Origin of the sequence: Aminobacter sp. LjRoot7 (assembly GCF_964252895.1) — a bacterium.
Classification (GTDB): domain Bacteria; phylum Pseudomonadota; class Alphaproteobacteria; order Rhizobiales; family Rhizobiaceae; genus Aminobacter; species Aminobacter aminovorans_B.
The window spans coordinates 854652-868904 of record NZ_CAXUPX020000001.1; the positions used below are offsets into that span (position 1 = coordinate 854652).

A 14253-nucleotide genomic window follows, 5' to 3' on the forward strand; every position below is an offset into this window, starting at 1 on the left:
TGCAAAGATCGCTCTCATGGGTTGATTTATCTAGCTCTAATATGCTGTCTGCTAGTACCCATTGAGAGGGGGAACAGCACATGCATAAGTTCGCGGCGCTCGTTGCGATCGCCTTGCTTTCTGCTGGTTGCAGCCAGTCTGCCACCTCAGGATCAAGCATGAGCACGGTCGGCTATGCCTTTGCCCCGCCGGCGGCAAACACCTTTTGCACTAGACAACCGGGACTATGCAGCACCGCCGGCAAGGCCAAGGTGATGGCGCTGACCGAAGCGCGCATGCGCGACCTCAAGCGGGTCAATGCCTCGGTCAACCAGCGCATCCAGCAACGTGAGGATATCGCCACCACCGGGCGCGACGACGACTGGCGGCTGCCGACATCAGTGGGCGATTGCGAAGACATCGCCATCCTCAAGAAGAACGAGTTGCGAAAGCTCGGCTGGCCGGCTTCCACCCTGCTGTTGACCGTCGCCACCTATGGCGGCACCGGACACACCGTGCTGACGGTTCGCACCGACAGCGGCGATCTCATCCTGGACAACCGCACCGGCGCCATCAGGAACTGGAAAAGCACGCCCTATCGCTACTTTGCGCGGCAGTCGCAGTCGGAGAGCGGAAGGTGGACGCGTATCGGCGCTTGAGAAGCCCCGTTTCCGCTCAGTGCGGAAACGAGTTCTCCTCGACGATCTTCCAGATCTGCCGGTTGATGTCCCTGATCGCCTCGATCGAGGCCGAGATGCGATGCATCTCGTTGTCGTCGAGTTCCTCGTTCTTGCCGTAGCGGACGCTGTCCTTGCTGTCGAAGATGCGCATCAGCTGGGTGCTTGCACGCGTGCCGGTCTCGTCGAACGAATAGATGCAGTGGCTGTACTTGTTGCGCAGCTTGCCCTGGTGCGTCAGCTGGTCGGCGACTGAAAGCACTGAGTCCCTGCAGGCCTGCGGGGTCTTCGCCATCTTGGCGAGCCGCTCGACGAGGTCGAGGCGCGCACGTGTCGTGTTCAATGTCAGGAAGATGATGATCGCCGTTTCCTTGTCGATCTTGGCAAGACCGGCGATCAAATAGATGAGCAGGCTTTCGGTGTTGGTCCACGTGTAATTGAGCTGGCCAACGGTAAGCAGCACGTCCTGGAAACGCGGCATCTTGCTCTCATGACAACGTTTGCTGCGCATGAAGCAGAGCGACATCGCCGATACGCCGCTCGCCGCCGCTGTCCCGCCGCTTGTGAAAGACCGCGGCAGCTTCGGTGCGGTTGTGGGCACCGAGCTTGGTGATGATGTTGTGCAGATGGATCTTCACCGTATGCTCGGAAAGGCCGAGGGCGGCGGCGATCAGCTTGTTCTGCAGGCCACGGGCGACCATGGCCAGGATTTGCAACTCACGCTCTGTAAGTTCGTCGAAGTCGTCCCCTTCATTGTCTGGCGCGACTTGTGCCTTCTTTGGAGCGTCGAAACCGACTAAAGGTCCGGTAACGCCGGCACGTCGCCGCTCGATGATCGGCTCGAACAGTGACAACGGGAAGTATTCGCCGCCGCGCAACACCAGGCGGACAACCGACAGCCACACGTCAAGCTTGAGATTCATCGGCAGAACGCCGCGCACATTGCGCGCGGTAACCACGTCGCGGATCGAAACCTCCTGCCGCCCCTCTTCCTGGATCAGCATGATTTGCGCCGACGGATGCAGAAGCGCCAGCCGGTCGGACTGGGCTGCAACCTGAGGCAGCTGTCTGGCCTCCACGAGGATCAGCGACACAGGGGCATCAAAGCCCACACAGGCATCGGCAAGGGTCGGCACCTGATCGACGGTGATCCAGTGGAACTCGCGTTCGATCGCAAAGATCAGGCTCTCCGACACGAAATCGGCCGGAGCAACAATCAGCAAAGTCTTGCAAGTCTTCTGCGCGGAGCCATCGGCTCCGTTGGCGCGGCGTGCGCTGGGAATTGCCACTCGGTACATGAGGTCACCCACCCAATGTTCACAAATGCGCGTCTTTTTTCCCCCAGTTGCCGCCTCTTGGGGAGTATTATCCAGATACCATATACCGCTTGTTAACGGTTCGGTATATGCAAGATGAGCTAGCGGCTGCCCCGGCATAGCCCTTCCGGACAATTGGGCGCTCTTGCGAGCTAGCCCTTCGGCCTATTTCGGCTAGCCCAACCATACGATCATCGGCATGGACTTTTTTGCCCGATGCAAGCAGCCGGAACTTGGGCAATTCTCCTGCAAGTGACTTGCAATCGTAGATTATTGGCAAGAGGTCAATATTTCTGACCGATCATCGACAGCAATAGCTAGATCAGCGCCGCGACTTCTTGGCGTATTGACCCAAACAGCCTAGCGCGAACTGTCAGCTTACAATTTCACGGCCTCGGCCACAGACTTTGTTGGTTCCGCCAGCATGGGCGTGGCGTTTCCGGGGCTTCAAAGTTGAACATCCAATGCCGTTCATAAACGGCGTAACGTTCACGGCATTGTGAAGACTCCGAGCATCGCCCCCACACTCAACAAGGGAGGTATCGGCCAGTCAACAACGATGCGGGATCAATGGCCATCAGTCCCCTCGGCCTGTCGATCCCCTCAAATCCATCTGAATACAGTGGAAAATAGACAACAGCCCGCGTGACCCCAAGACCGTGTGAAAGATGAGAACGGTCCAGCGATCGCGGTCCTAACTTTAAGGGCAAGACGATGTCTGATCGTAACAGCAACAATCTCAATGCGTTTGGCCTGCAGTTCGTCGGCAACGAAATCGAGCTGGGCGGCGACAGCGAGAACGAAAACAAGAACGAAAACGAGAATAAGAACGAGTCTGAAAACGAGAATAAGAACGAGAACGAATCCAAGAACGAGAACGAGAACAAGTCCGAGAACGAAAACGAGAATAAGAACGAGAACGAATCCAAGAACGAGAACGAGAACAAGTCCGAGAACGAAAACGAGAATAAGAACGAATCCAAGAACGAGAATACCAACGAGAACAAGAACGAGACCAAGGTCGACGTCGACGTCGACGTCGATGTCGACGTCGAGGGCCGTCTCGGCGACTACAAGGAAGACAACGACTTCGCCGACATCGACACTGGTGGTGGCGACATCAAGGGTGACGTGCTCTTCAGCAAGGACGGCGACGTCAATTACGACCCGGGCGACGACATCAACTTCAAGGACATCTTGAACGGCTCGATGGGCGCCAACAGCAACGCCTTCCTCATCAATCAAACCGCCGACATGGTCGACAACGACAAGCTTGAAGAAGCAACCGTCAAGAACGACGGCGACTTCAAGCAGGAATTCGACAACAAGGGTGGCCACGCTTCCGCTGAAGAAGGCATCAATGCCGGCGGCGGCGGCGGCGACGGTGGCGAAGCCAAGGGCGGCGAAGCCGATGGCGGCGACGGTGGCAATGCCAAGGGCGGCGAAGCCGACGGCGGCAAGGGCGAAGGTGGCCTGGCGCTGAGCGCTGCATTGGGCGGCGACGCCAAGGGCGACACCAAGGCCGAAGGTGGCGACAGCAAGGGCGGCAGCGCCGATACCGACGCTGACGGCGGCAAGGGCGACGGCGGCAGGGGTGGCGACGGTGGCACCGGTCTCGGTCTCGGCCTCGGTCTCGGCCTCGGTGCCGGACTTGGTCTGGGCGCGGGCGAAGGTGACTCGGGCGATGCCAAGGGCGATGGCGGCAATGCCAAGGCCGACAGCGGCGACGCCGATGCCGATTCCGGCAAGGCCGACGCCGGTAGCGGTGGCGACAGCGGCGACACCGAAGGTGGTGACGCCAAGGGCGATGGCGGCGACGGCATCGACGCATTCGTACCGGTCATCCCGGTGCTGAACTTCGGTGAAGGCGGCGATGCCAAGGGCGACGGCGGCGACGCTGATTCCGACACCGGCCGCGGCGGCGACGCCGATTCCGGCGATGCAGACGCCGACAGCGGCGACGCCAAGGCGAACGCCGGCGATGCCAATGGCGATACCGGTGATGCTCTCGGCTTCGGCCTCGGCGCAGGCGTCGGATATGGCGAAGGCAATGGCGACGGCGAAGGCAATGGCGGCGGCGGCGGCGGCGGCGGCGCAGGCACCGGTGGATCCGCAACGGCAGGTGCCGCAACTGGCGGCGCAAGCACTAGCGGTAGCGCCTGGGCATATGGCGACGGCGACGGCGGCAACGCACTGAGCGGCGCCTGGGCTGACGGCACGGGTGGCAACGCCACTGGTGGCGGGGCCTGGGCTGGCGGCGGCGGCGGCGGCGGCACGGTCGGCGAAGCCTGGGCTGGCGCCGGTGGTGCAGGCGGCGAAGGCGGCATGTGGGGCTCGCAGAACGGCGACGACGGCTATGTCACCGGCGAGAGCCATGCGAGCGCCGATGCCATCATCGACACCAGTGCCTTCAACCAGCAGATCGTGATGGGTGCCAACCTGCAAGGCAATACGGTCGACATGACCGTAGTGGGCGGCAACTTCCACGAGACGCTTACGGGCGAAGACTCCAACGACCACAGCACGCTCTAAGCCATCGGCATGAGAGTTCCGCCTCGCGGAACCAATGAGCCGGACTGCGCGGGGTAACCCCGCGCAGTCCATCTTGGCCGGTGGAGCATGTGCAGCCTCACCGTGCCTGAACTCCGGGCGGAGGCACCGTGATGTATGCCGTGTATTTTGATAGGATCACCGAGACGATCGCGCACTTCGTCGGCCTGTTCGACACGGCCAGCGAGGAGGCACGCCTCAAGCAGGCCTATGACGAATTCCGGGCAAAGCAGGAAGCCGAAGAGCAACTGCCCGAGCACCAGACGGCCGCCATCAAGGTCGACACCTCCCATTCCCTCGAGGATTTCGATCCGAGCCTGAAGTACATCGGCGTAAGGCCCGAAATCGAAGAACTCACGGTCTGGTCGAAGGTCACGTTCACCCCGCCGGATGTCGACGTCCCCGACGGACCATTCCTGCGCAATTTCGCTCATTCTCCCGATCCCACGACGGTCGGGTCGGGCGGCGTCGTCCTGCCTCAAATCGAGCCGCCGGGCGATTTGGCCGTCATCATCAATCAGGAGATCCGGCTTTCCGACAACGACTATGTTGGCTTTGGCGGCAGCGGGCTGAAGTTCACCCCACCACCAGTCGATGACACCCCGATGACCGATCTGCAACAGGCCGCGGCCGACCTGTCGCCAATCGACGACCTGACCCTTCCAGGCACCACCGAAGAGATGGCGAGCTTCGTCACGACAGCCATCGCGCGGTTCGACAGCTTCGATGCCGACGACCATGGCAACGCGGACGTCTTCACCACCAAGGGCGAGACGATCGAAGGCACCTACATGAATGGTCAGTTGGTCGACGAGGCCGACGTTCCGAAGATGGAAGACCACGTCAACTTCCTGAAGGAAGAGGACGAGGACGCCAAGGGACCGGACGCACCGCTCGACACCAGCGTTTCCCCGGAATCAAGCGACTTCATGGACGGCTGGGGCGACGGCACGGCAAACCCGAGCGTCGAGATCAGCACGGGTGGCAACACCGTCATCAACAACGCCGTGGTCGTCAACGAATGGGTCTCGGCCGAAGTCGTGGCCGTCATGGGTGACCATTTCTCGGTCAACGCGATCGTCCAGATCAACGCCTCCTGCGACGCCGACAGCATTGGCGCGGCAGTCGGTGGCTGGCCTTTCGATCCGGGTGGCCAGGACCAGAGCTTCAACATCGCGATGTTCAAGCACATCGATCCCTCGGCAGGAGAAGTAGACGCACCCTCTGAGGCGCCGCCCAGCTTCCCCGCCTACTACGTGGTCACCGAGATTTCGGGCGACCTGATCATGATGAACTGGATCAACCAGTACGCATTCATCACCGACAACGATGTCTGCATCGCCTCCTCGTCCGGCGTGCAGTCGGTCGTCTCGACCGGCGACAATGTCGCCTTCAACGGCGTCAGCCTGAACGAACTGGGCAACTACTACGATCTGATCATCATCGGCGGCAACATCTACGACGCCAGCATCATCCACCAGCTCAACCTTTTGATCGACAACGACATGATCGGCGCGGTCGATGGCTTCTCGACATCAGGTGAAGGCTCAGCCTCGACGACCGGCAACCTGCTTTGGAACCAGGCCAGCATCATCAATGTCGGCAATGGCAACGACGACGAGCATTTGCCCGGCTACTACAAGAAGGCGGCCGACAATCTGGCGAGCGGCAACGACGAGTTGCCGAACGCGGTCTTGCATGACAGTGCCTTTGACGGCATCGGCGTGCTGCGCGTGCTCTACATCTCGGGCGACGTCTACAATCTGCAGTACATCAAGCAGACGACCGTGGTGGGCGACAGCGACCAGGTCGCGCTCGCCATGAACCAGATGACCGCCAACCCCGACACGGAATGGACGATCACCACCGGCGGCAACCAGTTGGTCAATGATGCGACCATCGTCGACGTCGATGGCTACTCCAAGATCTACGTCGGCGGCGACAGCTATTCCGACGAAATACTGATCCAGGCAAACCTGGTCTCCAGCGATCCGGATCTGGGTGAGCAGAACCCCGACATACTCGTCACCGAAGCCGTCGCTTTTCTCGACGACGGAGGCGACGACACGGGTGATGCCGCCCTTGCCAATCCGATCGTACCGCAACCCGCAGATTCCGCGTCGGCTGACGTCATGCAGCACATGCTGGGCTAGTCGACCAAGAGGGGCATAAGATGACCGACGACCGTGAAGGCTGGAGTGGTTTTCAGAACGTGCCGGACGACGGCGACAGTCAGGACAGCCCGCAAGCGCGTCCACGGTCATCGGAGCCCAGGCCCTTGCCACAGGCGCGGCTGTCGAACGCGGTAGCTCCCCAGGAGCAGGCGCTGGACAGGCTGGAGCGGTACATCGAAAACGTGGTGGGCGAGTTGCGCGACGTCGCTGGCGACAAGCCGGAAGCCAAGGCCACCCCGGCAGGACGGGCGTCGCCGGAGGCCCGGGCGCCCGCTCCGCAATCTCCCCAGGCCCATGCCAATGCGGCACCCACTCCCCAAGCTCCTCAAGCGGATGCCAAGGCGACAGTCGCGCCGCAATCTCCACAGCCGAGCACCAAGCCGGCGTACACTGATCAGCCATCCGAGAGGCGGTCTGAGCCCTCGATCATACCTCCGGAGCGGAGCGCTACGGCTCAACGCCCCCAAGCGTCTGCCCCCGCCGAAGCAGCACCGGGCACGCGGCCTCAACCGGCCACACGTGCAACTCCGGAGGAACCCATTGCTGCGCCCCAACGCCAGGCTGCGGCCCCTCAAGCGAGGCCAGAGTCCAGAGAGGCGTCTCAGCCGGCCGCAGCGGCTGCATCGGCTCCCCCTCGCCCCGCGATGCGGGTAAGCGAACCGCAGGGACCGGCAAAGACCGAGATGAAAGACACCTCGATGCCAGTCGGCAAGGTGATCGACGCTGACAGCGGCCCGATCAAGGCGAAAGAAAAGCTGCCTGAAGCCAAGGGTCCGAACGGCGGCGACGTCGATGGCGGTGGCGGCGGGGGTGGCGGCGGAGGCGGTGGTGGTGGCGTCTTCCACAAGCGCCTCGGCCCGATCGACTTCTCGGCCTCGCTCAAGACCGGCCTGAAGGTTGTCAAGCGCAACCTTCTCATCGTCATGCTGTTCACGCTGGCCAGCAACGTGCTGGTGCTGGCGATCCCGCTCTACCTGTTCCAGATTTCCGATCGCGTGCTGACCAGCCGGTCCGTCGACACGCTGGTCATGTTGACGGTCGTGATCGTCGGCGCTGTAGTCCTGCAGACCATCTTCGACGCCATTCGCCGCCTCATCCTGATGCGGACGGCCGTCGAGGTCGCTGCCCAATTGGGCGCGCCGATCCTGAGTGCCGCGGCACGCGCCGCGCTGCACAGCAACGGCCGAGAGTACCAGACCCTGAGCGACCTGCAGCAGCTGCGCTCATTCCTGGTATCGGGCACGCTGCTGACGCTGCTCGATGCACCATTGGCGCCGCTCTTCGTGCTCGCCGTATTCCTCGTCCATCCGCATCTCGGCTTCATCGTGGTCACCACCTCGCTGATCCTGCTGGTCATCACCATCATCAACCAGCGCTCGACCGCGGCCCCATTTGGCGAGGCCAACACCTTCCAGAGCAAAGCCAATCTGCATCTCGACTCGATGTCGCGGAACTCGCAGATCATCAACGCGCTCGCCATGATCCCGGAAGCCGTACGCATCTGGGGCAAGGACACCGCGAGCTCGCTGCGCGCCCAGGTCATTGCCCAGGATCGCAACATCGCCTTTGCCGCGACATCCAAGGCAACCCGCCTGCTCACCCAGGTCGCCATGCTCGGCTGGGGCGCCCATCTTGCGCTCGACGGCCACCTCAGTGGCGGCATGGTAATTGCCGCGTCGATCATCGCCAGCCGCGCGCTGGGCCCGATCGAAGGCGCCATTGAAGGCTGGAACCAGGTCATCCAGTCACGCGCCGCCTATGGCCGCATCGCCAGCCTGCTGCAGACGTCGCCGCTCAATTTCGAACGGCTCAACCTGCCGCGCCCGGAAGGCCGGCTCGACGTCGAGCGCCTGTTGTTCGTGCCCCAGGGCACCAAGCGCGTCGTGCTCAACGGCATCACCTTCGCGCTCGCTCCCGGCGACTCGCTTGCCGTCATCGGCAATTCGGGCGCCGGCAAGACGACGCTCGGCAAGATGCTTGTCGGATCGATCCTGCCGACATCGGGCAATGTGCGCCTCGACCTGATGGACCTGCGCAATTGGGACCAGCGCCAGTTCGGCGAAAACATCGGCTACCTGCCGCAAGATGTGCAGCTGTTCCCTGCCACGATTAAGGCCAACATCGCCCGCATGCGGGAAGATGTCAGCGACGCCGAGATCTACCAGGCGGCGATGCTTGCCGACGTGCATGAGATGATCGCCACCTTGCCACACGGCTACGAAACCTTTGTCGCCGCCGATGGCGCCCCCCTCTCCGGCGGCCAGAAGCAGCGCATCGCGCTTGCCCGCGCCTTCTTCGGCAACCCCCGAATGGTCGTGCTCGACGAGCCGAATTCCAACCTTGACGCCGCCGGCGACGTGGCACTTGCCCGCGCGCTCCAGCACGCCAAGGAAAACAAGATCACCGTCATCACCATCACGCAGCGACCGGCGCTGTTGCAGAGCGTCGACAAGATCCTGCTGCTGGTCAACGGCACGGTGGCCTTGTTCGGCCAGCGTCAGGACGTGCTCCAGGCGCTTGCGCAGCGTGGGCTGAGCATCGAGGGCGGCTCGTTCGGCCATCAGATTCCGTAAGTAGGGGGCAATGTCATGAGCGACACGGCAATCGTAAAGGTCCACGACCTCGAATGGTACGCCGACGTGCCGCGTTCGATCGGCAAGCAGACCAAGGTCGGCCTGCTCCTCATAGCGCTCACCTTCGGCGGCTTCGGCACATGGGCCTTCACCGCCCCACTTGCCGCCGCGATCATCGCCCAGGGCTCGTTTGTCGCCGCAGGTCAGAACAAGATCGTCCAGCATCTCGAAGGCGGCATCATCAAGGAGCTTTTGGTCAGCGAGGGCGACCGTGTTCGCTACGACCAGCCGCTGGTACGTCTCGACGAGACGGCAGCACAGGCAGCCGAGCGGCAGCTCTTCCTGCGCCAGGTACGCCTTGACGCCATCGCCGCCCGGCTGAATGCCGAGATCAGCGGCGCCCCCAGCATCACCTTCCCCGGCAACGTCAGCGACAACATCAACGATCCGGAGATCAAGCCGATCGTCGAAGGCCAGCAGCTGAACTTCACCGCCGCGCGCGGCAAGCTGCAGAGCGAGATCGGCCTGCTCAAGCAGAACATCGCCGCCTACCGCTACCGCGCCGACGGCTATCAGCAACAGCATGACGCCGTGCAACGGCAGCTGGCGTTGATGAAGGAAGAGTATGCCGGCAAGAAGTCGCTGCTCGACAAAGGCCTGCTGCGGGCAACCGAAATCAAGGCGATCCAGCGCGCAATGGCCGATGCCGAAGGGCAGATCGGCCGCCTCGCCGCCGAGGTCTCCGAGATCGGCTCGGAAACGATCAAGCTCGAACAGCAGATCAAGCAGGCCGAGGAAGCCTACAGGCAGGCAGCCCTCGAGCAGTTGCAGAACCTCGAAGGCGATCTCGACACGATCCGCGAACAGCTGCGCCAGGCGCAGAGTGTGCTCAACCGCGTGACGATCAACGCGCCGGTCGCCGGCACCATCGTGCGCATGTACTACCACACATCGGGTGGCGTCATCGAAAGCGGCAAGCCGATCGTCGAGATCCTGCCGTCCGACGTTCCACTGGTCATCGAGACACTGATCTCGCGCACCGACATCGACAACGTCCGTGTCGGCCAGTTGGCCACAGTGCGGCTCACGGCGCTCAACCGGCGCACCACGCCGGTGCTCGACGGCCAGGTGATCTACGTCTCCGCCGACGCCTTGCCTGACACTTCGGGTCCGGTGGCGCGCGAAGTCTATGTCGCCCGCGTCAGCCTGTCGGCGGACCAGATCTCGCGCGTTCACGGCTTCTCGCCGACGCCCGGCATGCCTGCCGAGGTGCTGGTCCAGACCGAGGAGCGGACATTCTTCAGGTATCTGACCAAGCCGATCGCCGACAGCATGTCGCGCGCATTCATGGAGCGTTGAGCGAGGGGGGAGAAGCCATGTCGTTGAGGGGGACACAAATGCAGGTCGACGTCATTAGCGATCTTGAAGCGCTGGCTAAGCTGCAACAGGACTGGGAGCGCCTGTACAAGGCCGACCCGGAGGCGCAGTTCTTCGTCTCGTGGGCATGGCTGGTGCCTTACATGCGCTTCTACAAGGGCGCCTGGTTCGTGCTTGCCGCGCGGCTTGGCGATCCGGGATCGCCTTATGTCGCGCTGATGCCCCTGCGCATGCGCACCCGCATGAGCGGCGCCACCGGGCTGTTCTTCAACGAGATCAGCATGGCAGGCAACAATGCCGCCGACTACACCGGCGCCATCTGTGATCCCGGCCATGCCGAAATGGCGTTGAAGGCCTTCGGCCGCCACGTCGCCCAGATGGGCTGGGCGCGGCTCAATCTCGAAAACCTGCGCATGTCGCGGGAGCGTGTCTTCGCCTTCATCGGCCAGTTCTCGCGCGACATCTTTGCCATGCGCGAATTCAGCCGCGTCAATGCGGCCGACAATGTCGACAACTGCCGCTGCTTCGCGGCCGCCCTGCCCGACACTTTCGACGGCTATCTCGAAAACGTGCTGAGCACCAACACCAGGCAGAAGCTGCGGCGCTTCCTGCGCAAGGTCGATGCTGGCGAGCTGCGCATCACCCGCGCAGATGCCGACACCTACGAGCGCGACATCGATACGCTGCTCGAACTCTGGCGGATAAAATGGGGCGCCCGCAAGGGCGACCGGCTGGCCTCCATCCTGCACAACAATCGCCGCGTGCTGCGCGACAGTTTCCGCAATGGCACGCTGTTCCTGCCGGTCCTGTGGCAGGGCGACCGGCCGCTGGGCGCGCTCGCCATCTTCGTCGACCCGGTCAAGAAGGCATTGCTCTTCTTCATGGCCGGCCGCGACGAGACCGTGACCTCCATTCCCGCCGGCCTGATCCTGCATGGCCACTGCATTAAGCTGGCCATCGAGAACGGCCTCACCACCTATGACTTCCTGCGCGGCGACGAGCCCTACAAATTCGCCTTCGGCGTGACCGAGAGCAAGATCAACTGCGCCCAGATCTACACCAAGAGCGGGCGCAATGTCGGCGACCGCCTCGATCCACGTTCGCTCAACGGCATCTTCGCCGAGGTCACGCGCTTCCACCAGCAAGGGCAACTGGCAAAAGCGGAGAACGGCTACCGCCAGATCATCGCCAGTGACGCCACCCATTCCCGCGCGCTGTATGGCATCGGCCAGTTACTGTCGGCCAAGGGCGAGCACCGTGAGGCGCTGGCGCACTACCAGACGCTCGCCAATTCAGTGCCGACATCAACCAAGGCATGGCTCAGGTTGGGCATCGAATTGCAGGCGCTGTCGCGGCACATCGAGGCAGCGGAGGCGTTCCGCAATGTGCTGTCGCTCGCACCCGATTTCGCCGGAGCCGAGTTCTCGCTGGCCAAGAGCCTGGCAGCACTCGACCGCATCGAGGACGCGATCGAAACGCTGGAGGCATTGGAGCACAAGCTCGAGGCCGCATCGCGCGACGACACGCTGCTGGCCAAGACCAGGATCATGCTCAAGCGGCTGAAACTGGAAAGCCGGCCGAGCTACATCATGCTCAATCCGGATCGGAAGTCGGTGACGCGGGTTCTGAGTACGGCGCTCTAGACGCTGGTATGCGAACCGCCTTCCGGAGCGGGCAGGCCTAGGCCTGCCCGCTCAGAAAATCCTCGAACTTGCGCATCTCGTCGGCGTCGATGCCGACCATGTGGCTGGCTGCGGGATAAGCACCGCTGGCGATGTCGCCGGCATATTCGCCAAAGGCTGCAATCCGCTCCTGCTGGATGCGGTCATATTCCGCGGCAAGGTTACGATAGACCTTGGCGTGGCGCGGATAGTGGCCGCGATTGAGCCCGAGCACATCTTCGGCAAACAGATATTGCGCGTCGCAGCCCGCACCTGCCCCCATGGAGATCAGCACCATCGAGGTGCGCTTCGAGATCGCGCTCGCCACTTCGGCGGGCACCACTTCGATTTCGGCGGCGAAGGCCCCGGCGTCCTCGAGATCCTTAACCTGCTTCCACACCAGCGCCGCCGTCTCGGCCGTCTTGCCGACGGCCTTGAAGCCACCTGTCCAGGTCGAATGCGTCGGGATCAGCCCGACATGACCGCAGACCGGTATGTGCTCGTCGCGCAACCGGCGGATCGTCTTGAGGCCCGCCGAGCAGTAGACGGCATCGGCGCTCGCCGCCTTGAGCTTCACCGCCGTGCGCAGGATCTCGCCCGTCGTCGCACCCATCATGCCGTACTCGTCGCCTGGCACCGCAAAGCAGGTCGGTGCCGCATCGCGGAAGCGCGGATCAAGCATCAGCCCGTAGGTAACGGACAGAAGATCGATGCCGGCGCGCTCGGCGGCCTCCGCCTCTTCCAGCGTCGTCACCCTGAGCTTCGACAGCTGCCTCTTGCCTTTCAACGCGCGCAGATCCGCGACCGTTGGCCTGTTGCGTGCCATCGTTTCGTCCTCGCTCTTGGAATGTGTTGCGCTCTCTGAGGCTGTCAGGCCTTCAGCAGCCACTCATGCTCTTTGGCGTTGTGGAACTTCCAGGTCCGCTTCGGCCCCGCCATGACATTGAGATAATAGAGGTCGTAGCCGTGGCAGGCAGCGCAGGGGTGATAGCCCTTCGGCACCAGCGTCACGTCGCCATCCTCCACCGCCATTGCCTCGTCGATCTCGCGATGGCCAGCATCGTTGAACTCGGTGTAGACGCGCTGGAAGGCAAAACCCTGCGGCGGGTTGAGCCGGTGGTAGTAGGTTTCCTCCAGCAGCGATTCAGCGGGAAGATTGTCCTCGTCGTGCTTGTGCGGCGGATAGCTCGAGGTGTGGCCACCGGGCGTGATGACCTCGACCACCAGCAGCGAATCCGCCGGCTCGCCTTCCGGAAGGATGTTTGTGACGTATCGCGTGTTGGTGCCCTTGCCCCGCGTCTCCTGCTTGACGTCATCGGGGCCGATCACCCGCACCGGCAGGTTGCCGCCGAGGCCCGGAGCCGTGCAGACTGCGAGTTCGACATTGGTTTCCGCCCGCACCGACCAGTCGCCGCCGGCCGGCACATAGACCGACCACGGCTTGCCTTCGAAGGGCGACATGCGCTCGCCGAGCGTGCCGAGATCGTCCTCTCCGACGCGTACATGCGCCTTGCCCGAAACGAGCACCAGGCAGGTCTCGCGGTCTGCCGTCCAGTCGCCGAAGGTGTCGCCGGGTTCCAGCTTGTGCAGGTCGAAACCGACATAGGTCCAGCCCGCAGTCTCGGGCGTGACGTGGGTGACGCGTCCGGTGCCGTGCTTGGGCTTGATCAGCAGTTTCGACATCTCGTCACTCCTTGTCGGTGGCGGCGTCGTCGCCGGGCTTGTAGGCGATGAGGAACTGATAGGTGCCGAGCGCAGCCATGCCGCCCGCGAGCGTGCCCCAGAATGCGGATCCGGTGGCGAACTCGAAGATCGACCAGGCAGCGCAGAAGCCGACCAGCGCTATGCGCCTCCACAACGGGCGAAGGAACGGATGGTTCTGGTCGTTCATCAATTACTCGCTGTCTCGACGATCAACACCAGTGGATCGTAGCTGGAGCCAGCAC

At 62.8% G+C, this 14253-nt stretch carries 11 protein-coding genes; 6 read left to right on the top strand and 5 right to left on the bottom strand.

Annotation, left to right across the window (positions count from 1 at the left end; translation table 11 throughout):
* The first annotated feature begins 80 nt into the window (after positions 1-80).
* Positions 81-638, top strand: coding sequence for a transglutaminase-like cysteine peptidase (locus ACSQ3E_RS04190; protein WP_310322075.1), 558 nt, complete (start codon positions 81-83; stop codon positions 636-638).
* A 16-nt stretch (positions 639-654) separates the two neighbouring features.
* On the opposite strand, the gene ACSQ3E_RS04195 is transcribed toward ACSQ3E_RS04190, so the two are convergent.
* Both ACSQ3E_RS04195 and ACSQ3E_RS04200 read right to left on the bottom strand, forming a co-directional pair.
* Positions 655-1137, bottom strand: coding sequence for a hypothetical protein (locus ACSQ3E_RS04195; RefSeq protein WP_310322076.1), 483 nt, complete (start codon positions 1135-1137; stop codon positions 655-657).
* A gap of 7 nt (positions 1138-1144) precedes the next feature.
* On the bottom strand, positions 1145-1966 hold the full coding sequence (locus ACSQ3E_RS04200; protein ID WP_310322077.1) for a helix-turn-helix transcriptional regulator: 822 nt from the start codon (positions 1964-1966) through the stop codon (positions 1145-1147).
* A gap of 720 nt (positions 1967-2686) precedes the next feature.
* Here ACSQ3E_RS04200 and ACSQ3E_RS04205 point away from each other — a divergent pair.
* The 5 genes from ACSQ3E_RS04205 to ACSQ3E_RS04225 all read left to right on the top strand — a co-directional run bounded on the left by ACSQ3E_RS04205 (position 2687) and on the right by ACSQ3E_RS04225 (position 12289).
* Positions 2687-4504 carry a hypothetical protein gene (locus ACSQ3E_RS04205; RefSeq protein WP_310322078.1) on the top strand — a complete coding sequence of 606 codons (1818 nt, stop codon included), beginning with the start codon at positions 2687-2689 and terminating at the stop codon, positions 4502-4504.
* Between the two features lie 140 nt (positions 4505-4644).
* Positions 4645-6675 carry a type I secretion protein gene (locus ACSQ3E_RS04210; RefSeq protein ID WP_436121727.1) on the top strand — a complete coding sequence of 677 codons (2031 nt, stop codon included), beginning with the start codon at positions 4645-4647 and terminating at the stop codon, positions 6673-6675.
* Between the two features lie 446 nt (positions 6676-7121).
* Positions 7122-9269 (top strand): type I secretion system permease/ATPase, encoded by a 2148-nt coding sequence (locus ACSQ3E_RS04215; RefSeq protein WP_436121972.1) that lies wholly within the window; start codon positions 7122-7124, stop codon positions 9267-9269.
* Between the two features lie 15 nt (positions 9270-9284).
* A complete protein-coding gene (locus ACSQ3E_RS04220; RefSeq protein ID WP_310322081.1) occupies positions 9285-10628 on the top strand; it encodes an HlyD family type I secretion periplasmic adaptor subunit in 1344 nt (447 codons plus the stop codon).
* Positions 10629-10666: 38 nt separating this feature from the next.
* Positions 10667-12289 (top strand): GNAT family N-acetyltransferase, encoded by a 1623-nt coding sequence (locus ACSQ3E_RS04225; RefSeq protein ID WP_436121728.1) that lies wholly within the window; start codon positions 10667-10669, stop codon positions 12287-12289.
* Between the two features lie 37 nt (positions 12290-12326).
* On the opposite strand, the gene ACSQ3E_RS04230 is transcribed toward ACSQ3E_RS04225, so the two are convergent.
* Genes ACSQ3E_RS04230 through ACSQ3E_RS04240 form a run of 3 tightly spaced genes read right to left on the bottom strand, consistent with a single transcriptional unit; the run spans position 12327 to position 14198 of the window.
* Positions 12327-13133 carry a 3-methyl-2-oxobutanoate hydroxymethyltransferase gene (locus tag ACSQ3E_RS04230; protein ID WP_436121729.1) on the bottom strand — a complete coding sequence of 269 codons (807 nt, stop codon included), beginning with the start codon at positions 13131-13133 and terminating at the stop codon, positions 12327-12329.
* A gap of 44 nt (positions 13134-13177) precedes the next feature.
* Entirely contained in the window at positions 13178-13990 is an 813-nt protein-coding gene (iolB, locus tag ACSQ3E_RS04235) for a 5-deoxy-glucuronate isomerase (protein WP_436121730.1), read from the bottom strand.
* 4 nt (positions 13991-13994) lie between these two features.
* Positions 13995-14198 (bottom strand): DUF3329 domain-containing protein, encoded by a 204-nt coding sequence (locus tag ACSQ3E_RS04240; protein ID WP_310322085.1) that lies wholly within the window; start codon positions 14196-14198, stop codon positions 13995-13997.
* Positions 14199-14253: the final 55 nt, after the last annotated feature.